We start from the raw sequence: 21450 nt of genomic DNA on the forward strand, positions 1-21450 counted from the left end.
TGAATGTCGCGCGCAGCCGGTCCAAAGGCCAGAGCCCGCACGTGATGCAGTCGCCGCAGTCGCGCCCGGTCCCGGTCAGGCCTTCATGCCGCCGTCGTCCAGGAAATGCTCCAGCCAGTGAATGTCGTAAAGGCCGTTCTGCACGTCCGGGTTGCGGACCAGCGTCCGGAACAGCGGGAGCGTCGTGTCGATACCGTCGATGACAAACTCGTCCAGCGCCCGGCGCAGGCGCATGAGGCACTCATTGCGGGTGCGGCCGTGCACGATCAGCTTGCCGATCAGCGAATCGTAGTGCGGCGGGATCCGGTAGCCCTGGAACGCGGCCGAATCGACGCGGACGCCGAGACCGCCCGGCGTATGATAGTGGGTGATCTCGCCCGGTGACGGCCGGAAGGTCTCCGGGTGCTCGGCGTTGATCCGGCACTCGATGGCGTGGCCCTCGACCTTGATGTCCGCCTGGCTCACCGAGAGGCCGCCGCCCGAGGCGACCTGGATCTGCTCGATGACCAGATCGATCCCGGTGATCATCTCGGTCACCGGATGCTCGACCTGGATCCGGGTGTTCATCTCGATGAAGTAGAACCGGCCGTCCTCGTAGAGGAACTCGACGGTGCCGGCACCGAGGTAGCCGAGTTCCTTCATGGCGTTGGCGCAGACGCCGCCGATCTCGGCGCGCATCGATTCGTTGAGTGCCGGCGAGCCGCCTTCCTCCCAGACCTTCTGGTGGCGGCGCTGGAGCGAGCAGTCGCGCTCGGCGAGGTGTACGGCGCCGCCTCGCCCGTCGCCGAGCACCTGCACCTCGATGTGCCGGGGCTTCTCCAGGTATTTCTCGAGATAGACCGCGTCGTCGCCGAAAGCGGCCTTGGCCTCGGACCGGGCCATGCCGATCGCCTGCTCCAGATCGGCCTCCGTGCGCGCGACTTTCATGCCGCGGCCGCCGCCGCCGGCGGCCGCCTTGACCAGAACCGGATAGCCGATCTCGGCGGCGACGCGCTTGGCCTCGTGGGGATCCTCGACGCCGCCCTCGGAGCCCGGCACGCAGGGGATGCCGAGCTTCAGCGCCGTGCGCTTGGCCTCGATCTTGTCGCCCATGGTGCGGATGTGCTGCGCCTTGGGACCGATGAAGCCGATCTGGTGATGGGCGAGCACCTCGGCGAAGCGGGCGTTCTCCGAAAGGAAGCCGTAGCCGGGATGCACAGCATCCGCCCCGGTGATCTCACAGGCCGCGATGATCGACGGGATGTTGAGGTAGCTGTCGCGGGCGGCCGGCGGCCCGATGCAGACGCTCTCGTCGGCCAGCCGCACATGCATGGCATCCGCGTCGGCGGTGGAGTGGACCGCCACGGTGGCGATCCCGAGTTCCTTCGCCGCCCGCAGGATGCGCAGGGCGATCTCGCCGCGATTCGCGATCAGGATCTTGTCGAACATCGGACCCGTTAGGCATCCTGGCGATCCCGGACCGCGCAGGATGCACTATCCTCTCGTGTTGCGGCGTCGTCCAGGATCGAGCGGCGAGCGCCCGGCGGACGTCCTAGGTGATGACGAGAAGGGCCTCGCCGAACTCGACCGGCTGACCATCCTCGACGAAGATCGCGCTGATCGTACCGGCGCGGGGCGCCACGATCTCGTTGAAGGTCTTCATCGCCTCGATCAGCAGCAGCTTGTCGCCGACCTCGACCTTCGAGCCGACATCCACGAAGGCCTTGGCGTCGGGCGAGGGCCGGAGATAGGCGGTCCCGACCATCGGCGAGGGTACGGTGCCGGGTTGCACGCGCGCCGGCTCCACCGGTGCGAGTGCCGAGGGCGCCGACGCGGGAGGCGGCGCGACGGCCGCGATCGGCGCGGGCGCCGCGACCTGAACGCTCACGGGTTCGAGCCGCCGCACGACGCGGATGCGCAGATCGCCCTTCTCGACCTCGATCTCGGACAAGCCGGTCTCGGTGACGAGGTTGGCGAGTTCGCGCACGAGCTCGGGATCGATGGCGTCGTTCTTTGGCATCCGGCCTACTTCGTCTCGCGGCGCGTCGGTACGTCCATCGGGCTCGACCCTGGACCTCCACCGCGGCCCTGCGGCTGGCGGCTCTTAGACGAAGGCGCCCCGGTGCCACAAGGCTGCGCGGCCCGCCTTCGAAGGTTCGTCGGCTCGATCCGTCAGCTCAACACGAAGCGTGGCCGCACTGGCGCACGTCGGCGATGGTCTTGCGCATCGGCTCGACGCCGACGGCGCCGGGAATCACCTCGTCGCCGATGATGAAGGCCGGCGTGCCCGAGAGCCCCAGACGGTCGCCGAGACCGCGATTCTCGCTGAGCGCCGCCTTTACCTCGGGGGAGGCCATGTCCTTCTGCAGCTTGGCGGTGTCGACCCCCATATCCTTGGCGACCTGGATCGCCCGGGCGCCGTTCACCCGGCCCTTGGTCTCCAGGAGCTTCTGGTGGAATTCGAACAGCTTGTCGCCCTTCAGCTGCTGGCGCACCGCCACGGCGACCTGACTGGCCTCCAGCGATTCAGGGCCGAGTACCGGGAAGTCCTTGATCACCACCCGCAGCTTCGGGTCGGACTTGATCAGCGCCTGGACGTCGCCGAGGGCCTTGCGGCAGTAGCCACAATTGTAATCGAAGAACTCGACCAGCGTGACGTCACCGGAGGGATTGCCGGCGACGACGTCGTGTTGGCCGTTGAGGAGCGCCTCGCGCGACTCCTTGAGGGCTGCGGATTGGGCGAGACGCTGCGTCTCGGCCTGCTGCTTCTCGGCCTCGGCGAGGGCTTCCTGAAGCACCTCGGGATGCTTGATCAGGTAATCCTTGACGATCGCCTCGATGCCGGCGCGCTGCGCATCCGTAAACGGCGCCGCGGGGGGCGTCGCGTTCTGGGCAAGCGCGGGAACGGCGACGAGGCCGAGCGCCAGGACCAGCGCGGGCAGGGGGCGGATGAAAGGCATGGATCCTCGCTTGCGCGGCAGGCCGGCCCGCGCCGGGCGCGAGCGGTAGGGGCTGGGTTAGGCGTTTTCGCGGCGCCTGGTCAAATCCAGCGGCGACACCGTCAAATGGTCCGGCTGGCTCACCGATCCGACAGCCCCCGAATCCGGGCGAGCCGAACCGGGCGGCCTTGGCCGATCGACAAAGCCACACGCCCGGGACCGGGCAGTGGAGCCCGGGACCCAGACCCGCCGATGTACGGGAGCCTTCAACCGACGACGGTCCTAGATACCGGTTTCGCCTGCGGCGCCGCGGAATGACAGCACCGGGATCTGGAACATCGAGCCGCGCGCCCATGGCGCACGGCTTGGGCTTCGGCTTGGGCTTCGGCTTGGGCTTCGGCTTGGGCTTCGGCTTGAGGCCGGGATCGCGAGGGTCTAACCCCCGGGGCGCCGGCTTTGCCCGGCGCAGGGCAGGACCCCATGACCCCGATCTCCCGGCGGGCCGCCGCCGTCCAGCCATTCCTCGCGATGGATGTCATGGCCGCTGCCGCCGCCAAGGCGCGCGCCGGCGCCGACGTGGTGCGGATGGAGGTCGGCCAGCCCTCGGCTCCGGCACCGCGCGCGGTGATCGCGGCCGCACAGGCGGCGCTCGCCACCGGCCGCGTTCCCTACACCGAGGCTCTGGGCCTGCCTTCGCTGCGCGCCCGCATCGCCCGGGACTATGCGGAGCGGCACGGCGTCTCCGTGAGCCCGGAGCGGGTGGTGATCACCACCGGATCCTCGGCCGGGTTCGTCCTCGCCTTCATGAGCCTTTTCGATTCCGGCGCCCGAGTCGCTGTGCCGCAGCCGGGATACCCGGCCTATCGCAGCATCCTGGCAGCCCTCGACCTCATTCCAGCGCCAATGGTGCTCCGTGCCGAGGACCGCTTCGCGCCCACCGCCGCCCTCCTGCGCGAGACCCATGCCCGCGCGGCGATCGCCGGGGTGCTGGTGATGAGCCCGGCCAACCCCTCCGGCACGGTGATCACGGAAGCCGCCCTGCAGGATCTCTGCGCGGCGGCGCGCGGCCTCGGCCTGCCGCTGATCTCGGACGAGATCTATCACGGTCTCAGCTACGGCGTGCCCACCGTCACGGCCCTGCGCTTCGACCCCGATGCCATCGTGATCAACTCGTTCTCGAAGTACCACTGCATGACCGGCTGGCGGGTCGGCTGGATGGTCGTGCCGGAGGCGCTGGTGCGCCCGATCGAGCGCCTCGCGCAGAACCTGTACATCTCGGCGCCCTTCCTTTCGCAGGTCGGCGCGCTGGCGGCCCTCGACGCCACGGATGAGCTCGACGCCGTCCGCGACGGCTACGCGCGCAACCGCACGATCCTGCTGGACGCGCTGCCGGGCGTCGGGCTCGGTCGCGTGCATCCGGCCGACGGCGCCTTCTACCTCTACGCGGACGTGTCGAACCTCACCAACGACGCCTCGGATTTCTGCCGGAGGATGCTCGACGAGGCCCACGTTGCGGCGACGCCCGGCCTCGACTTCGATCCGGACGTCGGCAACCACCACGTCCGCTTCTCGTTCGCGGGCTCCGAGGCCGATTGCCGCGAGGCGGTGGCGCGGCTGAAGGTCTGGCTGCGCTGACGTTCAGGCGACCGGCACGAGCGCACCCACCGCCTCGACCAGATCCGAGAAGTGCTCGATCACCCGATCGGGTCCGAGCTCGGCGACCGGCCGGTCGGTGTAGCCGAAGGTGACCGCCACCACCGGGATGCCGGCGGCCTTGGCGGTGTCGATGTCGGTCCGGGAATCGCCCACCATGACGGCGCGGGTCGGATCACCGCCGGCGCGGGCGATCGTGCCGGTCAGGTGGCGCGGATCGGGCTTGGATTGCGGGAACGTGTCCCGGCCGCAGATCGCCGCAAAGCGGTGTCCGATCCCGAGAAGGCGCAGCAGCTCGACCGACTGTCCCTCGTATTTGTTGGTGCAGACCGCGAGCCGGAAGCCCGCTGTTTCCAGGGAATCCAGGGCCTCTATGACGCCCGGGAAGAGGTGGGATGTATCGGCGAGATGCGCGCCGTAATGAACGATGAAGGCGTCGAACAGGCGGTCGTGGTCCTCCGGCGAGAGCGGCCGTCCCTCGGCCTCGAAGCCCCGCCGGATCAGCGCCCGGGCGCCGGCGCCGATCAGCCCGCGCGCCTGTGAGAGTGGCAATTCGGCCAACCCCTCGCGCTTCATCAGCACGTTGAGGGTGCCGATCAGGTCCCCTGCGGTCTCCGCCAGCGTCCCGTCCAGGTCGAACACGGCGATCGGGGGCTTGCTCGTCGGTTCGGTGGACATGTGTAAGGGGCTCCGTGCTCGGCGGGATCGCGAACGGCGTCGCTATCGGGGCCTGGAACCGGGAGCAAGCCGGCCGAGGCGGCACCACGGATGCGCGGATCGTCTCACCGGGCGCCCCAGACTCGCCCGAAAGCGCAGCGAAACGCAGCGCGTACCAGCCCCGGGACCCGCGATGAAACCCTCTCTGCCCCTCCTGGCCGCCTGCGCCGTGCTCCAAGCCCTGCCGGCCGCCGCGACCTCTTTCGAGTTCGTGCCTGCTCCGCAGACCGATCTCAACCGCATGTATCGGGTCGACAAGGTTACCGGCGAGGTGACTTCCTGCCAGTACGGGCTGCAGGAAACGGCCGGCGGGATCGGCCAGACGGTCTGCTTCGGGCCGGGCGAGGGCGCCGGGCCGCAGACCCCGTCGGAATACGGGCTGGTGGCGAGCCGGCACACGCGCGAGGCCGGCGTTTTCCGGGTGAATTACCGGACCGGCGAGATGAGCATCTGCTTCGTGCTGGTGAAGAAGGAACAGGTCGTCTGCACCCAGCAGGGCAAGCCCGGCGCCGAGGGCGCGTCCGACGCGCCGCTGACCGGTCCGGCGCCCGGCCGGGCCGGCGCCAGCGCCACGCCGACACAGGGCGGCCGGCCGTGAAGCCAGCGTGTCGGCGCGGGCGTTCCGATCGGGCCGGTCCCGTGCTACGGGCCGCCCGAACCACTCGGAAAGACCGGCTGACCATGACGCGCGCTCCCTCGCTCCACCTCGCCGACTGGGCGGTGTCCCGGTGAGCGGGCCGGACCTGCGGCGGGCCGCCGCCGCCCGCGCCCTCGACCTCGTCGCACCGGGCATGCGGCTCGGCCTCGGCACGGGCTCCACGGCGGCGGCCTTCGTGGCGCTCCTCGGCGAGCGGGTCCGCGCCGGACTCGACATCGTCGGCGTCCCGACTTCCGAGGCCACGCGCGCGCAGGCCCAGAGCCTCGGCATCCGCCTCGCGACGCTGGACGAGCAGCCCGAGCTCGACCTGACCATCGATGGGGCCGACGAGGTCGACGACCAGCTCCGCCTGATCAAAGGTGGCGGCGCGGCGCTGCTGCGGGAGAAGATCGTCGCCTGCGCGAGCCGCCGCATGGTGGTGATCGCCGACGCGGCCAAGCACGTGGCGCGGCTCGGCGCCTTCCCGCTCCCGATCGAGGTCAATCCCTTCGGCCTCAACGCTACGCGCCGGGCCGTCGAAGCGGCGGTCGCGGGGGCCGGCTGCTCCGGGGCCGTTCGGCTACGCGGCGGGCCCGATGGCAAGCCCCTGGTCACCGACGGCGGCCATTACATCCTCGACGCGCATCTCGGCGCAATTCCCGATCCGGACGCCCTCGGCGCTGCCCTCTGGGCCGTGCCGGGCGTCGTCGAGCACGGTCTGTTTCTCGGCATCGCCGACGCCGCGATCCTGGCGACGGCGCGGGACGGTCAGGCCGAGGTCACCGTTCTCGGCAGCCTCGCCTGAGGCGCCGTCCTCCATCGCCGGCCATACTTGCAAGAAAGTCCAGCATGTCCCGACGCCTCACCGCCGCGCTCGGCCTCGCGCTTCTGGCGCTTCCGCATCCGGCCGCCGCCCAGGCTCACAAGCCGGCTCCGGCCAAGCCGGCGGCGCAGCCGAACGTCCCGGCCGCCAGCACCCCGGCCGCCAATACGCCGGCCGCGTCCGGCTATTCACCGGGTCATCTCGCGCTGGCCCGCGAGGTGATGCTCAGCTCCGGCATCGCCCGGTCGTTCGACTCAGTGCTGCCCGCCTTCGCCGACCAGATCCGCAAGCAGACGGTCACCCGTCCCGAGCTGTCCAAGGATCTCGAGGAGGTCCTGACCTCGCTGCAGCCGGAGATGGAGCTGCAGAAGCAGCGCATGATCGACATCGCGGCGCGCACCTATGCGTCGAAATTTTCCGAAGCCGAGCTGAAGGAGATCGCCACCTTCTTCCGCTCGCCCGCCGGCAAGCACTACGTGGAGGCGCAACCGCAGCTTCTCGACGAGATGGTGCAGGAGATGCAGGACTGGACGCAGGACGTCTCCGAATACGTCATGGTCCGCGTCCGCGCCGAGATGGGCAAGCGCGGGCATCAGATGCAGTGAGGGCGGCCGCCCCCGCGAGACGATCGCCGTGAGAGGTGGTGGATGAGTGCGGCCGGCCGCCTCTACGCGGCGGGCGGCGCGCTCCTCGCCGTCATGCCGCTCGCCATGGTGCTCGCCAACCGGTCGAGCCCCCTGGTCGTCGGGCTGGCGGCGCTCGCCTTCCTGGCCGGTCGCCGGGCGGAGGATCCGGCCGCGCTGCGCCGCAGCCTGGTAGGTCCGCTCCGGACACCCCTTGCCGGCGCGGCGCTCGCCTTCCTGACCTGGGCGCTGATCTCCCTGGCCTGGAGCCCGTTCCCGACCGCCTCCCTGCGCGTGCTCGGCGAGTTCCTGCCGACGCTGCTCGCTGCCTATCTGCTGGCCTGCCTGGCGCCCGGCCGCATCCCCGCCTTCGCGCCGCGCCTCGGGACAATCGCGATCGGGCTGGCGGGACTCCTGATCGCCGTGGATCTCGCATCCGACCTCGCCCTGGAGCGGGCGCTCGGGCGCCGGGTCGCTGCCTTCGTGCACAACCGGCCGGCCCTGACCCTCGATCTCGTGGCCGGGCCGCTGGCGTTGGTCCTGTGGCACAGCCGCGCCCGTGCCTTCGCGGCGGCGACCCTCGCCTTCGCAGGCCTCGGTGTGCTTCGCTCGATCAGCGGCGCCGCCCAGCTTGGATTGCTGGCGGGCGCCGCGATGGCCGCCCTGGCCCGGCTGATGCCCTTGCGGGTCGGCCTCGGTCTCGCCGGCCTCGGTCTCGGTCTGGCCGTGGCGCTCGCTCCGGTTGAGGGCGATCTTCTCGCCCGCGCCATGCCGGAGGCGGCCCACGAGCGTCTCGTCCAATCCTCCTCCCGGGCGCGGGTAGCGATCGCGCGCAGCTTCGGGGCCGCGGTGGCGGCCGATCCCTGGCGCGGTGCGGGCTTTGGGACCAGCGCGCGCTTCGCCGAGACGCCCGTGGCGCAGACGGTGCCGCCCGAGATGCGAGTCCTCCTCGGGGTTGGCCACCCGCACAACAGCTTCCTGCAAGTCTGGGCCGAACTCGGCCTGCCCGGCGCGATCCTGGCTGCCCTCACGCTGATGCTGGTCCTCGCCCGAATCGCGCGCTTGCCGCAGCCGGACAGCGCCGCGGCCCTCGGCCTCGTCGCTTGCGCGGCGGCGATCGCCTTCGTCGAGCATAACGGCTGGGCCGCATGGTGGACGGCGGGGCTCGGCGCTGCCATCACCTGGATGCGCGCGGCCTCCCCGGCCGGCGAGATCGCGAGACCTGAGATGGACGGTCCGGCATGAGCGCGTTCGACGTCGACCTCTTCGTCATCGGCGGCGGGTCCGGTGGCGTCCGCGCGGCGCGGATCGCAGCCGGATACGGTGCGCGCGTGATGCTGGCCGAGGAATACCGGGTCGGCGGCACCTGCGTGATCCGCGGCTGCGTCCCGAAGAAACTGATGGTCTATGCCGGCCGCTTCGCCGACGAATTCGAGGACGCCGCGGGCTTCGGCTGGACGGTGGAGAAGCCCCGCTTCGACTGGTCCACCCTCAAGCGCCGACGCGATGCGGAGGTGACCCGGCTCGAAGGCATCTACGACGCCAACCTGCTTCGCGCCGGCGTCGAGATCATGCCCGAGCGGGCGGTGATCGAGGACCGAAACACGGTCCGTCTCTTGAAGTCCGGCCGGATGATCCGCGCCGAGCGGATCCTGGTGGCGGTCGGAGCGCATCCCGTGAAGGAGCCGGCCGTGCCCGGGATCGATCTGGCGATCACCTCGAACGAGGTGTTCGAGCTGGAGAGCCTGCCCGAGCGGATCCTGGTGATCGGCGGCGGCTACATCGCGGTGGAATTCGCCAGCGTCTTCGCGGCGCTCGGCAGCCGAACCACGCTGCTGCACCGGGGCGACAAGCTGCTGCGCGGATTCGACGACGAGATCCGCGACGCCTTGGCCGAGGCCTATGGCCAACGGATGGATCTGCGGCTCGGGCGCACGCTGCGGCGCATCGAGCGGCAGGACGGCGGGCTCTGCGCACAGCTCGACGACGGCACCTACATCCGGGTGGATCAGGTGCTCGTCGCCACCGGCCGACGGCCCAACGTCGACGGCCTCGGCCTCGACCGCGTCGGCATCGACACCGACGCGGCAGGGGCGATCCCGGTGGATGCCTACTCGCAGACCACGATCCCGTCGATCTACGCGGTGGGCGACGTGACCAACCGCGCCAACTTGACGCCGGTGGCGATCCGCGAGGGCCACGCCTTCGCCGACACGGTGTATGGCGGCAAGCCGTCCTGCGTCGATCACCGCTTGATCCCGACTGCCGTGTTCTCGACCCCCGAGATCGGCGTCGTAGGCCACAACGAGGCGGCCGCCCGCGCGATCTACGGCAAGATCGACGTCTACAAGGCGCGCTTCCGCCCGATGAAGGCGACCCTGTCCGGGCGCGATGAGCGAATCCTCATGAAGGTGCTGGTCGATTGCGCCAGCGACCGGGTCGTGGGCGTCCACATCTTCGGTCACGATGCCGGGGAGGTGATTCAGGCGGTCGGGATCGCGGTCACCATGGGCGCCACGAAGGCCGATTTCGACCGGACCATCGCGGTCCATCCGACAGCCGCCGAGGAACTCGTGACCATGCGGGTTCCGGAAGTCACGAAGCACCCGGTGGGCGTCGGCTGACAGCTCCGCGCACCCGGGGCCTCGACGCGGTGCGCGACCGAGCCATATCAGGGCGATGGGCAAGCAGGGCAGCGGCAAGGGACGACGCGAGAACGACGCGCATGCGCGGCGGCAGGCGGTCATCGATGGCCTGCTGGCGGATGCGCTGCGGCCCGCCGTCCATCGACCGCCGAGCCACGATGCCCTGCCGCCCGATATCCGCCACGCCATCGACCGCCTCCTCGCCAAGGCGGAAGCGCAGCGCAGCCGCAACCTGACCTACGACGACCTGGAAGAGGCGCTGCCGCCGCGGGACGTCTCCGCGGAGGATCTGGAGGCGATCTTCTGGATCCTGGCCGAGCACGGGATCGAGGTTGAGGACGGCGAGGCCTGACGCCGGGGCGCGCCTGCCCCCGGTTTCCGGCACTCGCAAGTGTGGAGGAACCTCTCTATAAGCCGCGCTTCGCGCACGAGGCGCGATCGCACGAAGGGGTGCGCGGAGAGAGGTCATGGGCGAGCGTTGGACACCGAAGAGCTGGAGGCATCTGCCGATCGAGCAGGTCCCCACCTATCCGGACGCTGCCGCCCTGGGTGCCGTCGAGTCGCAGATCGCGAGCTTTCCGCCGCTGGTTTTTGCCGGTGAGGCCCGCAAGCTGAAGGCCGCGCTCGGGCGCGTCGCCGCGGGCCAGGCCTTCCTGCTGCAGGGCGGCGACTGCGCCGAAAGCTTCGACGAACACTCCGCCGACAACATCCGAGACTTCTTCCGGGTGTTCCTGCAGATGGCGATGGTGCTGACCTTCGCGGGCGGCTCGCCCGTGGTGAAGGTCGGTCGCATCGCCGGGCAGTTCGCCAAGCCGCGCTCGTCGCCGACCGAGACCCTCGAGGGCGTGAGCCTGCCGAGCTACCGCGGCGACATCATCAACGGCATCGGCTTCACCGAGGAGTCGCGGGTTCCCGATCCGCGCCGACAGGTCGAGGCGTACCGGCAGTCGGCCGCGACGCTGAACCTGTTGCGTGCCTTCGCTACCGGCGGCTACGCGAACCTCGAGAACGCGCATCGTTGGATGCTCGGATTCGTGAAGGATTCGCCGCAATCCTCGCGCTACCAGGATGTCGCCGGCCGCATGACCGACGCCCTCGACTTCATGCGGGCGATCGGCATCAATCCGGAGACGCATCCGGAGGTGCGGACCACCGACTTCTACACCAGCCACGAGGCCCTGCTGCTCGGCTACGAGGAGGCGCTGACCCGCGTCGATTCGACCACCGGCGACTGGTACGCGACCTCCGGCCACATGCTGTGGATCGGCGACCGGACCCGGCAGCCGGACCACGCCCACGTGGAATACGCCCGCGGCATCAAGAACCCGATCGGCCTCAAGTGCGGCCCGTCCATGAAGGCCGAGGGGCTGATCCGGCTGATCGACCTGCTGAACCCGGAGAACGAGCCGGGCCGGCTCAGCCTGATCTGCCGCTTCGGCGCCGACAAGGTCGGCGACCACCTGCCGGCGCTGATCCGGGCGGTCGAGCGGGAAGGGCGCTCGGTCGTGTGGATCTGCGACCCGATGCACGGCAACACGATTCCGGCCGGCCGCTACAAGACCCGGCCGTTTGAGCGGGTGATGCAAGAGATCGAGGGCTTCTTCGGCGTTCACCGCGCCGAGGGCACCTTCGCGGGCGGCATCCACCTGGAGATGACCGGCAAGGACGTCACCGAATGCACGGGCGGCGCCCGGGCGCTGACGGCCGACGATCTGCAGGACCGATACCACACCTACTGCGACCCGCGTCTCAACGCGGAGCAGGCGCTGGAGGTGGCGTTCCGCACGGCCGAGCTGGTCAAAGCCGAGCGCAGCCACGTGGAGCGCCCGCGGCTGGACGCCGCCGAGTAGGACGGGTCGCGGGGTCCGTTCGCCGATGGGCTGATGACGCACGCTGCCTCATCGCGGGCAGCGTGCTTCAGGCGATCGCCTTCAGATCCCCGTTCCAGCGGCGGATGATCGTGGCGACCTCCGGTACCGGCACGGGTCGGCTGAACAGGTATCCCTGAACCTCGTCGCAGCCCTCCGCGCGCAGATGCGCGAGCTGCGCTTCCGTCTCGACGCCTTCGGCGGTGGTCGTCATGCCGAGGCTGGCGCCCAGGCCGATCACGGCCCGCACGATGAAGTCGGTCCCGTCCTTCACGCACAGGTCGCGGACGAAGGACTGGTCGATCTTGATCTTGTCGAACGGGAACGAGCGCAGGTAGCTCAAGGACGAGTAGCCGGTGCCGAAATCGTCCATCGCGACGCGCACACCCAAAGCCCGGAGACTGTGCAGGATCGCCGTCGTCACGCCGGGATTGGCGACCAGCACGGTTTCGGTGATCTCCAGCTCCAGCCGCCGTCCGGGCAGTCCGGTCCGCCGCAGCGCCTCGCGGACCGCGGTGACGAGGCTTGCCGAGGTGAACTGCACCGCCGAGACATTGACCGCGACCTTCAGCTCATCCGGCCAGCGGGCGGCCTCTTCGCAGGCCCGACGCAACACCCATTCGCCGAGCGGCACGATCAGCCCGAGTTCCTCCGCGATCGGGATGAACTCGGCGGGCGAGATGAAGCCGCGGACCGGGTGATTCCAGCGCAGCAGCGCTTCGAAGCCGCAGATCCGATCGGTCTCCAGGCTGTAGATCGGCTGGTAATACACCTCGAACGCCTCCCGGGCGAGGGCGTCGCGCAGGTCACGCTCCAGGATCCGCCGCGCCTGGAGGCGGGCGTCCATCGCGGGTTCGAAGAAGCGGAACGCGCCGCGCGCCTCGGCCTTTCCGCGATCAAGGGCGACTTCGGCGTTCTTCAGGAGCTTTTCGCAGCTTGTGCCGTCGCCTGGGGCGAGGGTGATACCGATGGTGAGCCCCACTCTGATGTTGTGATTGGTGAGGCTGTAGGGCGCGCCAACGACCTCGATGAGGCGGCGGGCGAGGACGGCGGCATCCTCAGGCCGGTCGACACCGCGCTGGACGACGATGAACTCGTCGGCGCCCAACCGGGCGACGCAGTCGATTTCGCGCACGCAGGCCGTCAGCCGGTTCGCCACCGCGACGAGCAGCTCGTCGCCGATCCCGTGGCCGAGGGTCTCATTGACCGGCCGGAAATCGTCGAGATCGATGGCGAAGACGGCAAAGCCCTGGTCGCGTCCCGCCTGCGCCACCGCCATGTCGATCTGCTGCCCCACGGCCACGCGGTTGGGCAAGCCGGTCAGCATGTCGTGGTGGGCCAGGAAGGCGATACGGGCTTCGGCGCGGCGGCGCTCGGTGACATCCTCATAGGTGGCCACGAACCCGCCATCGGCAGCCTCGCGCCGGTCGATGGCGACGATCCGGCCGTCGCTCAGCTCCTGGAAGAGCGTCTGCCACTCCCCGTTCCGGAGGGTCTCGCGCTGTTGGCGCAACAGTGCATCGAGATCGCAGCCCGGATGATTCCCAGCCGCGATACAGGCGCTCATAACCTCCTGCGCAGTCATGCCCGGCGTCACCGCGCCCGCCGCAAGCCCGTAGATCTCGCTGTAACGGCGGTTGACCACCATCAGCCGGTTCCGCGCGTCGTAGAGGCAGAGCCCCTGGGACATGTTGTCGAGGGCGGCACCGAGGCGTCGGTTGGTCAGTGTCAGTCGGTTCTCCTGCTCCTTCAGCAGACTGACGTCGCTGCAGAGTGCGAGGAACCCACCCTGCCGTGTCACGCTGCGGCGCACGCGCAGCCAACGACCGTCGGCCAGCCGGACGTCACCGTCCTGAGCCAGGGCCCTGAACCAATCCGCCGGGATGGCCTCGCGCCGGTCCCGCACTCCGTCCGCCGTCCCCGCCAGGGACGATCCGGCCGCGAGCGCGGCATCAAGCCCGTCGAAGAAAAGGAGCGCCTGCGCATTGGCGAGCGCGATGCGACCGTCGGCAGCGACGACCACGACGCCGTCGCGCGACGTCTGCAGCGCGTCCGTCATCAGCGCTTCGGCAACGTGGTGCTGGTCGGCCTCGCCCTGCGCCCGCGCCTGAATGGTGGACCGCATCGCCGCCGCGGCGTCCAGAATCCTGCGCAATCCATCCCGGCCGCCCGCCGGGATTCGATGGCCGAGTTGACCGCCCGCGATTTGTTCGACCGCCTGGGCCGCGGCATCCAACGATCCGGCGATGCGGCGGGCGAGCAGCCAGCCGATCAGACCGCAGGCAACGATCGCGAGGCTCGTCGCGACGGCCTGCACCCGCATCTCGTGAGAGACGCTCTGCCGCGCCGCCTGCCGTGCCGTGAAGGCGTCGCCCGCCGTGATATTCGTGAGACGGTCGATCTGGCTCTCGACGGCGTCGGCCTTCCGATCGAGGGCGGCCGCTTGATCCGGCGATGCCGTGGCGGGATCCAGGGCGCGGCGCAGGCCGTCCCAAGAAGCCACCGCCGCCTGGACCGCCTCGACCGTCTTCATCGCGCGGTCGGACCGGGAGCGCTCGGCCACGACGGTGAGATCCTCGGCCAGGGTCGTTGCGAGAGCGGCGATCTCGGAATCCCGCTTCGCCGCCTCAATGCCGTCGCGGGATCGAAGACGTCGGACGAAAGCCGTGCGCATCCTGGCGAAGTCGGCCGCCGTCGCCCGAGCGAAGCTCGTCGACATCAGCGATTCGTCATACGTGCGCGAGACGAGCGCACCGACATGCGCGATCGCCACGGCCGCCGACATTCCGAGGGCGCCCAGAAGCAAGGTTGCCCCGAGAAACGCGACGACGATCGGACCGCGGAGCGTGGCGGCTCTGCCCGAGAGCGGCAACGCCGCGCGAGATTGTTCCGCTTCGTCTCCGCAGTCCGTCGGCGTTTCGGGGTCTCGCATTGCACCGGTCGCTGCGTCACACGTCCGGCCAGCGTTAAATGATACATGTTAAGAGGCAATTAGCCGGACACCGCGAGAATTCGATTCCCATCGGCACCGCGATCCTGCGACAATTGACAGATTCCGAGACGACACCGTGCCGACCAGATAGCCGAAAGGCATCCCTCATCTGTCTGCGTCTGAGTATTACGCACTCTCCGAGCAAATTTTTCCTGAGCGGCAACCAATAACGACCGAGATCTTCCCGCTTCGGCTCAGCGCGAGGCCGATATCGCCGTCCTGATCACGGAATTGCGAGCCGAATCCTGCGTGTCACCGCTGGGCCGAGCGGAGCGGCCCAGGCGGCTGCGGCGGTTTCAGGGGTTCGACCGACTGACCGTCGCGCAGATCCGGAGCCGGGCTGTCGATGATGCGGCTGTCGGCGGAAAGACCGGATTCCAGTTCCAAGGTGCGCCCGAGATCGCGCCGCACGCGGATCGTCCGCCACGTCACCCGATCGTCGTCGCTCAAGGCGGCGACCTGCAGGCCGTTCCTGTTGAACACCGTCGCCTCGGCAGGGATCGTCACGCCCGGCTCGGTCCGGGGGATCTTCAGGGTGACGTAGGCGTAGAGGCCGGCGCGCAACACCTGGTCGGCATTCGGGACGTCCACCTGCGTGGTCAGCGTGCGCGATGCCGCGTTCAAGGCGACGGAGCTGCGCTCCACGAAGCCGTCGAAGCTGCGCCCCGGCATCTGCGGGACGGTGATCGATGCCTGAACGCCCGGCTTGACGCCAACTGCATCGTTCTGCGGCACATTCACGGTTATGCGCAGGATGCTGTCCTGATCCATGCTCAGGAGCGGCGTGCCGCCATTGTCGGCCCGAACGAGATCGCCGACGTCGACGTTGCGCACGGTCACGACCCCGTCGAAGGGCGCCACGACCCGCTCGAACGCCGTGAGCGCTTTCAGGCGGTCGACCGCGGCCTCCTGCGCCTTGATGTTGGCGGTGGCGACCTTAACGCCGGCCTCGGCGGCCGCGAGCGCCGCGGCCTGACTGAGCACGCCCGCCTGGGTGTTGTCGGCGTTCTGCCGCGAAGCCCAGCCCTGCACCGCCAGCGTGCTGGTGCGGTTGTTGGTGAGATTGGCGAGGTTCACGTTGGCCCGGGCCTGCTCGACCTGCGCCTGCGCCTGGAGCAGCTGCGCCTTCAGCTGGCCGACCTGCGCCTCGGCCTGGGCGAGTTGCTGATCGAGATCCGGTGCGGCGATACGCAGGAGCAGATCGCCTGCCTTCACGCGCGATCCGATATCGACCCGGCGCTCGGCGATGTAGCCGGTGGCGCGGGCGGCGATCGCCGCCGTCGTGAAGGCCTGCATCTCGCCGGGCAGCACGAGATCGAGGGGTCCCTCCGCCTGCGCAGCCAGCACCGTGCGCACCTGCGGCACGACGGTCTTGATCCGTTCCAGCGTCGCGGTCGCCTCCACGTCGCGCTGCCAGTGGCCATAGGCACCCCAGGCGAGCAGCCCGAGGCCGGCGAGGCCGACCAGGAGGAACGGAATCGTGCCGGGTGGCGGAGGGACGTCCGCGCCCGCGTCGTGCGCCTTCATCGATCGGCTCTCCGCCCCGAACGTCCAGTCGGGTCACCGTCAAGGTAGCGGTCGACGGCCGGCGCGGCCAGAGTGGGCAATGGCCGCATCGGCTCCCGCTTCCTTTCCCGCGGGCCGAGCAGCGACCCGATCAGCGCAGAGCGTGATCCTGGCGCCGCGGGCCGGCGAGGCGCAGGCGGCTCAGACGCTTGTGCAGGTGGACCATCAGGGCGATCCCGAAGAGCGGCGTCAGAAGGTTGAGGATCGGAATGATCATCAGTGCCGCCAGCAGGCAGCCGGCGCCGAGCGTCCGCACCGAGAAGATGCGGCGCATCTCGGCCGCCTCGGGGAGGGGGCGGAACCGGGCAGCCGCCATCTCGAAATACTCGCGGGAGAGCAGATAGGCATTGGCGGCGAAGAACGCCGCGATCCCGATCACCGGGACGAAGAAGATCACCAGCGCGGCGAGGTTCACCAGCAGCGTCACACCAGCGAAGCGTAGGGCGTACACCATAGCAGTGCCGAACGGCATGGCGCGTCCGGGCGGCTCGTCCGGGAAATCGGTGCGCTCGACGATCTCGGCGGCATCGTCGAGAAAGAAGCCCGCCACCAGGATCGAGACGGCCGGCATCAGGTAGGCCAGGACCACGACCAGACCGAACCCCGCGAAGTAGTAGGCGAGGTTGTCGAGGATCGGGTACTGGGCGGAGATGTGATGGCTTGCCTGGAAGGCCTGGATCAGCCGGGTCAGGCCGAGCCAGACCAGGAGCAGGAGTCCGACCGTCAGGCCGAGGGACTTCCAAAGGATCGCGCGCAGCGGCGGCGAGAAGGTCTGGCGCAGCGCCGCCGCGGCGGACTCGACGAGCATCGGGCGAGGGTTCCGGTTCGCGCCGAAAGCGGCGCTGGCGCGTTGTGAAGCGGTGCGGCAACCGGTGCAAGCTCGGGCTCCGTCGCAGGGGCGAGACGGTGCGGGGCGCACCTGTGCAGAACGCGACAGGACAGGTCTCGATGCCGCAGTCAGCCGGTTCCCAATGGATCGACCCGGCGTTTCGCCCAGCCTACAGGCCGCGCCTCGCGCCGCTGCCCGAGGCGCCGGAGGTGCTGGTGATCGGCGCAGGCGCGGCCGGGATCGGCGCAGCCCGGACGCTCGCGGCGCGGGGCATGAAGGTTGCGGTGCTGGAGGCCCGGGACCGTGTCGGCGGCCGCGCCCTGACGGTAGCCCTCCGCGGCCACGCCCTCGACCTCGGGGCCCACTGGCTGCATGCCGGGCCGATCAATCCCCTGGTGGCGCTCGGCCGAACGCGCGGCGAGCGGCTCCGCCGCGCGCCGCAGGAGAGCCATGTCTGGGTGGGGAACCGACCCGGCCGGGTCGACGAGATTCGCGCGAACGGGCGCGCCTTCGATCGCGCGGACCGCGCCATGACCCGCGGCGCCGCGCAACCCGGGCCGGACCGGCCGGCCGCCCGCGCTCTGCCGCCCGGGCTTGGGGCCTGGGGCGCACGCGTCGCCCAGGTCCATGGCCTGGTCTCGGGTCGGCCACTGAGCGAGGTCTCACTTCAGGACTTCCCGAGCCTGGAATACGGCGACAATTTCTTCCTTGCCGACGGCTACGGCAGCTATCTCGCCCGCTTGACGGACGGGCTGCCGGTGGCGCTGGCCACGCCGGTGACGCGAATCGACTGGTCGGACGGTCGCGTCCGCGCGACCAGTGCGGCCGGGATCGAATACGCCGCCCGGGCCGTGATCGTGACGGTGCCGATGATGGTGCTCCGGGACGGGCCGGCTTTCACGCCGCCGCTGCCGAATGCGGTCCGCGCCGCCATCGACGGCTTCACCACCGGCATCTACGAGCATGCGGTGCTGCACTGGCCGTCGAGCCCGTTCCGCGGGCGCGACCGGCTGGCGGCGATCTACGGCGGCCGGCGCGCGCCGCCGGGGCTGCTCAGCCGCATCGACGGCACGCCGTTCCACTATTACGAACTCGACCTGCACGAGGCCACGGCGATCGATGCCGCCGGCTCCGGCGCGGACGGTGTGCGCCGCCACGTCCGCGCGGTCCTGGCCGAGCATTTCGGCCGGGCGCGGTTGCGCGACCTGACAATTCCGGTGGTGAGCGCGTGGCGCCACGACCGGTGGTCACGCGGCTCGTGGGCCGTGGTCCCGCCGGGTCATGCGCCGGCGCGGCAGGCCCTCCGCATGTCGGTCGCCGACACCGTCTGGTTCGCCGGCGAAGCGCTCTCTCGGGAGCAATGGGGCACGGTGGGCGGCGCCTACGCGGAAGGCGTTCGCGCCGCCGAGGCGGTGTCCGCCATCGTCGGCGCGGGCGCCGCAAAGCGTAGCCGAGCGGGCACAGGCTGAGACGCGTACGCCGCGGGAGCAGCCGGGACGCTTGCCGCAGGAGGGCAAGACGGGCATCCCCCGGCCGTTACGCTTCAGGGGACGGCGATGGATTGGGTCGAGGGCATCGGCTATCTCGGGACGGCGCTGACCATTTCGGCGACGGCCATGAGCACGATGATTCCGCTGCGGATCATCTCGCTCTGCGCGAGTTGCGCGGTGATCACCTACGGCATCCTCATCGGCAGCATGCCGGTAGTGCTCACCGAGCTGATCCAAATGCCGTTCAACGCCTATCGGCTCTGGCAGATGATGCGCCTCGTCCGCGACGTGGAGACGGCCGCCGACGGCGACCTGTCCCTCGAATGGCTCCGGCCGTTCGGTTCGCGGCGCCCGTTCGGCGTCGGCGAAGTCGTATTCCGGAAGGAGGATCTCGCCGACGAGATGTACTACATCGAGAGTGGCGTATTCCGGATTCCCGAGGTCGGCCTCGAGGTGCGCAAAGGCGCGATCGTCGGCGAGCTGGGACTCCTGTCGCCTGGCAATACCCGCACGGCTTCGCTGGTCTGCGTCGAGGCGGGACACGCGCTGTGCGTGTCCTATTCGGATGTGAAGCAGCTCTATTACCAGAACCCGGAATTCGGGTTCTATTTCCTCAAGCTGACCAGCGAGCGCCTGTTCCAGGGCGTGCAGGGCATGGCCAAGCCTCAGGCGGTCGCCGGCGACGCGCTGTGAGGCGGCAGCCGACGGATTGCCCGCCCGCCGCTCAGAGCATGCTCGGCAGGATGCGATCCGGCGGCCGGTGGCCATCCATGAAGGTCTTGATGTTGATGATGACCTTCTCGCCCATATCGATGCGGCTCTCATAGGTCGCCGAGCCCATGTGCGGCAGCAGCACGACCTTGCCCTGGCGGGCGAGCTTGACGAGCCGCGGGCTGACGGCGGGCTCCTGCTCGAACACGTCGAGGCCGGCTGCCGAAATCTCGCCGCCCTCGATCAGCCGCGCGAGGGCGTTCTCGTCGATCACCTCGCCGCGGGCGGTGTTCACCACGACGGCCTCGGGCTTGAGCAGCTTGAGGCGCCGCGCCGAGAGCAGGTGGTAGGTCGCGGGCGTGTGCGGGCAGTTCACCGACACGATATCGACGCGCGCCAGCATCTGGTCGAGGGATTCCCAATAGGTGGCGTCGAGGGCGCTCTCGATGGCGGCGGGTACCCGCCGGCGGTTGTGGTAGTGGACCTGGAGGCCGAAGGCGCGGGCGCGCTTGGCCAGCGCCTGACCGATCCGGCCCATGCCGACGATGCCGAGCCGCTTGCCGGTGATCCGCCGGCCGAGCATCCAGGTCGGCGACCAGCCGGTGGTCCACTCGTCGTCCGGAATGATGCGCGCGCCCTCGGTGACCCGACGGGCCACCGCGAGGATCAGCGCCATCGTCATGTCGGCGGTGTCCTCGGTCAGCACGCCGGGCGTGTTGGTGACCGTGATCCCGCGCTCCAGCGCTGCCGCCACGTCGATGTGATCGACGCCGTTGCCGAAATTGGCGATCAGCCGAAGGTTGGGTCCGGCCTGGGCGATCAGCCCGGAATCGATCTCATCGGTGACGGTCGGCACGAGCACGTCGGCCTCGCGCAACGCCGCCGCCAAGGCATCCGCTGCCAGGGGCGCGTCGTCGGAATTGAGCCGGACGTCGAACAACTCGCGCATCCGCGTCTCGACGGCATCCGGAAGGCGCCGCGTCACGACCACCAGCGGCTTGCGCTTCGACACGTCTCTCTCCCCCGTCAGCCCCGCGGCCCTGATTACGGCTCGCGCCCGGTGGCTCTCGCCCGGACCGCTTCCCGCAAGCGTCCGTTAACCGAACTCGGCCAGACAGGATCGGTCACGAGGCGCCGGATCCGGAGCCTGTTCCGACCCATCGGCCTCTCTACCAGAGGTGGGCTGGAACACAATCGGAAGCCGGCCCGGCCCGCTGCCGAACAGGCCCTACACAACCTACGCCACGTCCGGATAGGGAGACGACCATGCGCGTGTCACGCCTCAGCTTCGCCGTCGCGGCGCTGCTGGCCGGCGGCCTCGCGACCGGCGCCCGGGCGGCGCCGCCCGCAGGCCCTGAGGCCGGCGTCGGACCGGTCACCAAGCTGCCGCTGCCGCGCTACGCCAGCCTCAAGACCGATCGTGTCAACCTCCGCGAAGGGCCGTCCAAGGATCACCGCACCCTATGGGTGTTCCAGCGGGCTGGCCTTCCGGTCGAGATCGTTGGGGAGTTCGAGACCTGGCGCCGGATCCGTGATTCGGAGGGGACCGAAGGCTGGGTCCTGCATTCGCTGCTGTCCGGACGCCGAACGGCCATCGTGAATGCCGGTCCTGACAAGGGCGCCGAGAAGGCGGTCGTGTCGCTGCGCGCCAAGGCCGATGACGGTGCGGAGGACGAGGCCAAGCTTCAGACCGGCGTGATCGGCAGCGTCAAGAGCTGCACCGGGACGTGGTGCCGCCTGATCGTGGCTCTCCCGAACAAGCGGGATGTCGACGGCTACATCCGCCAGAATCGCCTCTGGGGCGTCTATCCCAACGAGGTCGTGGATTAGCGGCCGGGGCAATCTCCGACGGCACGCGCGCGAGCATCCCGAGGCTGCTCAGCAGAGCCCGGGATGCCGCTCCGCCGAGGTGCCACGATCTTGTTCTGACTGAGCTTCTTGATTCCGGGCTGCCTTCGGCGCCCCGGAATGACGCCGG

19 protein-coding genes are annotated in these 21450 nt (G+C 69.8%); 11 read left to right on the forward strand and 8 right to left on the reverse strand.

The window, feature by feature from the left end; translation table 11 throughout:
* Positions 1-75: 75 nt before the first annotated feature.
* The 3 genes from accC to CIW48_RS01400 all read right to left on the reverse strand — a co-directional run bounded on the left by accC (position 76) and on the right by CIW48_RS01400 (position 2939).
* Positions 76-1428: an acetyl-CoA carboxylase biotin carboxylase subunit gene (gene accC / locus CIW48_RS01390; RefSeq protein WP_149308374.1), complete on the reverse strand. Its 1353-nt coding sequence runs from the start codon at positions 1426-1428 to the stop codon at positions 76-78.
* 103 nt (positions 1429-1531) lie between these two features.
* Positions 1532-1999 (reverse strand): acetyl-CoA carboxylase biotin carboxyl carrier protein, encoded by a 468-nt coding sequence (gene accB / locus CIW48_RS01395; RefSeq protein ID WP_149308376.1) that lies wholly within the window; start codon positions 1997-1999, stop codon positions 1532-1534.
* A gap of 157 nt (positions 2000-2156) precedes the next feature.
* The gene (locus CIW48_RS01400; protein ID WP_091779072.1) at positions 2157-2939 is read right to left on the reverse strand and encodes a DsbA family protein; all 783 of its coding nucleotides are present in this window, start codon (positions 2937-2939) and stop codon (positions 2157-2159) included.
* Positions 2940-3398: 459 nt separating this feature from the next.
* Between CIW48_RS01400 and CIW48_RS01405 the strand changes: the two genes are divergently transcribed.
* On the forward strand, positions 3399-4553 hold the full coding sequence (locus CIW48_RS01405) for an aminotransferase class I/II-fold pyridoxal phosphate-dependent enzyme (RefSeq protein ID WP_149308378.1): 1155 nt from the start codon (positions 3399-3401) through the stop codon (positions 4551-4553).
* 3 nt (positions 4554-4556) lie between these two features.
* On the opposite strand, the gene CIW48_RS01410 is transcribed toward CIW48_RS01405, so the two are convergent.
* Positions 4557-5249 (reverse strand): phosphoglycolate phosphatase, encoded by a 693-nt coding sequence (locus CIW48_RS01410; RefSeq protein ID WP_149308380.1) that lies wholly within the window; start codon positions 5247-5249, stop codon positions 4557-4559.
* Positions 5250-5421: 172 nt separating this feature from the next.
* On the opposite strand from CIW48_RS01410, the gene CIW48_RS01415 reads away from it, so the two are divergent.
* The 7 genes from CIW48_RS01415 to CIW48_RS01445 all read left to right on the forward strand — a co-directional run bounded on the left by CIW48_RS01415 (position 5422) and on the right by CIW48_RS01445 (position 11866).
* Positions 5422-5886: a hypothetical protein gene (locus CIW48_RS01415; RefSeq protein WP_091779067.1), complete on the forward strand. Its 465-nt coding sequence runs from the start codon at positions 5422-5424 to the stop codon at positions 5884-5886.
* Positions 5887-6016: 130 nt separating this feature from the next.
* Positions 6017-6730 (forward strand): ribose-5-phosphate isomerase RpiA, encoded by a 714-nt coding sequence (rpiA, locus tag CIW48_RS01420; protein ID WP_149308382.1) that lies wholly within the window; start codon positions 6017-6019, stop codon positions 6728-6730.
* A 44-nt stretch (positions 6731-6774) separates the two neighbouring features.
* Positions 6775-7353: a DUF2059 domain-containing protein gene (locus tag CIW48_RS01425; protein ID WP_149308384.1), complete on the forward strand. Its 579-nt coding sequence runs from the start codon at positions 6775-6777 to the stop codon at positions 7351-7353.
* Between the two features lie 42 nt (positions 7354-7395).
* Positions 7396-8616 carry an O-antigen ligase family protein gene (locus CIW48_RS01430; RefSeq protein WP_149308386.1) on the forward strand — a complete coding sequence of 407 codons (1221 nt, stop codon included), beginning with the start codon at positions 7396-7398 and terminating at the stop codon, positions 8614-8616.
* Positions 8613-9995 carry a glutathione-disulfide reductase gene (gene gor, locus CIW48_RS01435; protein ID WP_149308388.1) on the forward strand — a complete coding sequence of 461 codons (1383 nt, stop codon included), beginning with the start codon at positions 8613-8615 and terminating at the stop codon, positions 9993-9995. The genes CIW48_RS01430 and gor overlap by 4 nt, the downstream gene beginning before the upstream one ends.
* 55 nt (positions 9996-10050) lie before the next feature.
* Entirely contained in the window at positions 10051-10368 is a 318-nt protein-coding gene (locus tag CIW48_RS01440; protein WP_091779057.1) for an RNA polymerase sigma factor region1.1 domain-containing protein, read from the forward strand.
* Positions 10369-10483: 115 nt separating this feature from the next.
* Positions 10484-11866 (forward strand): 3-deoxy-7-phosphoheptulonate synthase class II, encoded by a 1383-nt coding sequence (locus CIW48_RS01445; RefSeq protein WP_149308390.1) that lies wholly within the window; start codon positions 10484-10486, stop codon positions 11864-11866.
* A gap of 67 nt (positions 11867-11933) precedes the next feature.
* On the opposite strand, the gene CIW48_RS01450 is transcribed toward CIW48_RS01445, so the two are convergent.
* From CIW48_RS01450 to CIW48_RS01460, 3 genes are all read right to left on the reverse strand, one after another.
* Positions 11934-14669, reverse strand: a complete 2736-nt coding sequence (locus tag CIW48_RS01450) for an EAL domain-containing protein (protein WP_246695083.1) — start codon at positions 14667-14669, stop codon at positions 11934-11936.
* Positions 14670-15128: 459 nt separating this feature from the next.
* Entirely contained in the window at positions 15129-16403 is a 1275-nt protein-coding gene (locus CIW48_RS01455; protein ID WP_149308394.1) for an efflux RND transporter periplasmic adaptor subunit, read from the reverse strand.
* A 130-nt stretch (positions 16404-16533) separates the two neighbouring features.
* Complete coding sequence (locus CIW48_RS01460) at positions 16534-17250, reverse strand: sulfate transporter family protein (protein WP_149308396.1); 717 nt, start codon at positions 17248-17250, stop codon at positions 16534-16536.
* Positions 17251-17390: 140 nt separating this feature from the next.
* Between CIW48_RS01460 and CIW48_RS01465 the strand changes: the two genes are divergently transcribed.
* Both CIW48_RS01465 and CIW48_RS01470 read left to right on the forward strand, forming a co-directional pair.
* Positions 17391-18740 carry an NAD(P)/FAD-dependent oxidoreductase gene (locus CIW48_RS01465; RefSeq protein ID WP_149308398.1) on the forward strand — a complete coding sequence of 450 codons (1350 nt, stop codon included), beginning with the start codon at positions 17391-17393 and terminating at the stop codon, positions 18738-18740.
* Positions 18741-18827: 87 nt separating this feature from the next.
* A complete protein-coding gene (locus CIW48_RS01470) occupies positions 18828-19454 on the forward strand; it encodes a cyclic nucleotide-binding domain-containing protein (protein WP_149308400.1) in 627 nt (208 codons plus the stop codon).
* A gap of 31 nt (positions 19455-19485) precedes the next feature.
* Here CIW48_RS01470 and CIW48_RS01475 read toward each other — a convergent pair whose 3' ends face one another.
* A complete protein-coding gene (locus CIW48_RS01475) occupies positions 19486-20484 on the reverse strand; it encodes a D-glycerate dehydrogenase (protein WP_149308402.1) in 999 nt (332 codons plus the stop codon).
* A 254-nt stretch (positions 20485-20738) separates the two neighbouring features.
* Between CIW48_RS01475 and CIW48_RS01480 the strand changes: the two genes are divergently transcribed.
* Positions 20739-21302: an SH3 domain-containing protein gene (locus CIW48_RS01480; protein ID WP_091779041.1), complete on the forward strand. Its 564-nt coding sequence runs from the start codon at positions 20739-20741 to the stop codon at positions 21300-21302.
* Positions 21303-21450: the final 148 nt, after the last annotated feature.

This window comes from Methylobacterium sp. P1-11 (genome assembly GCF_008329595.1).
Taxonomy (GTDB): Bacteria; Pseudomonadota; Alphaproteobacteria; order Rhizobiales; family Beijerinckiaceae; genus Methylobacterium.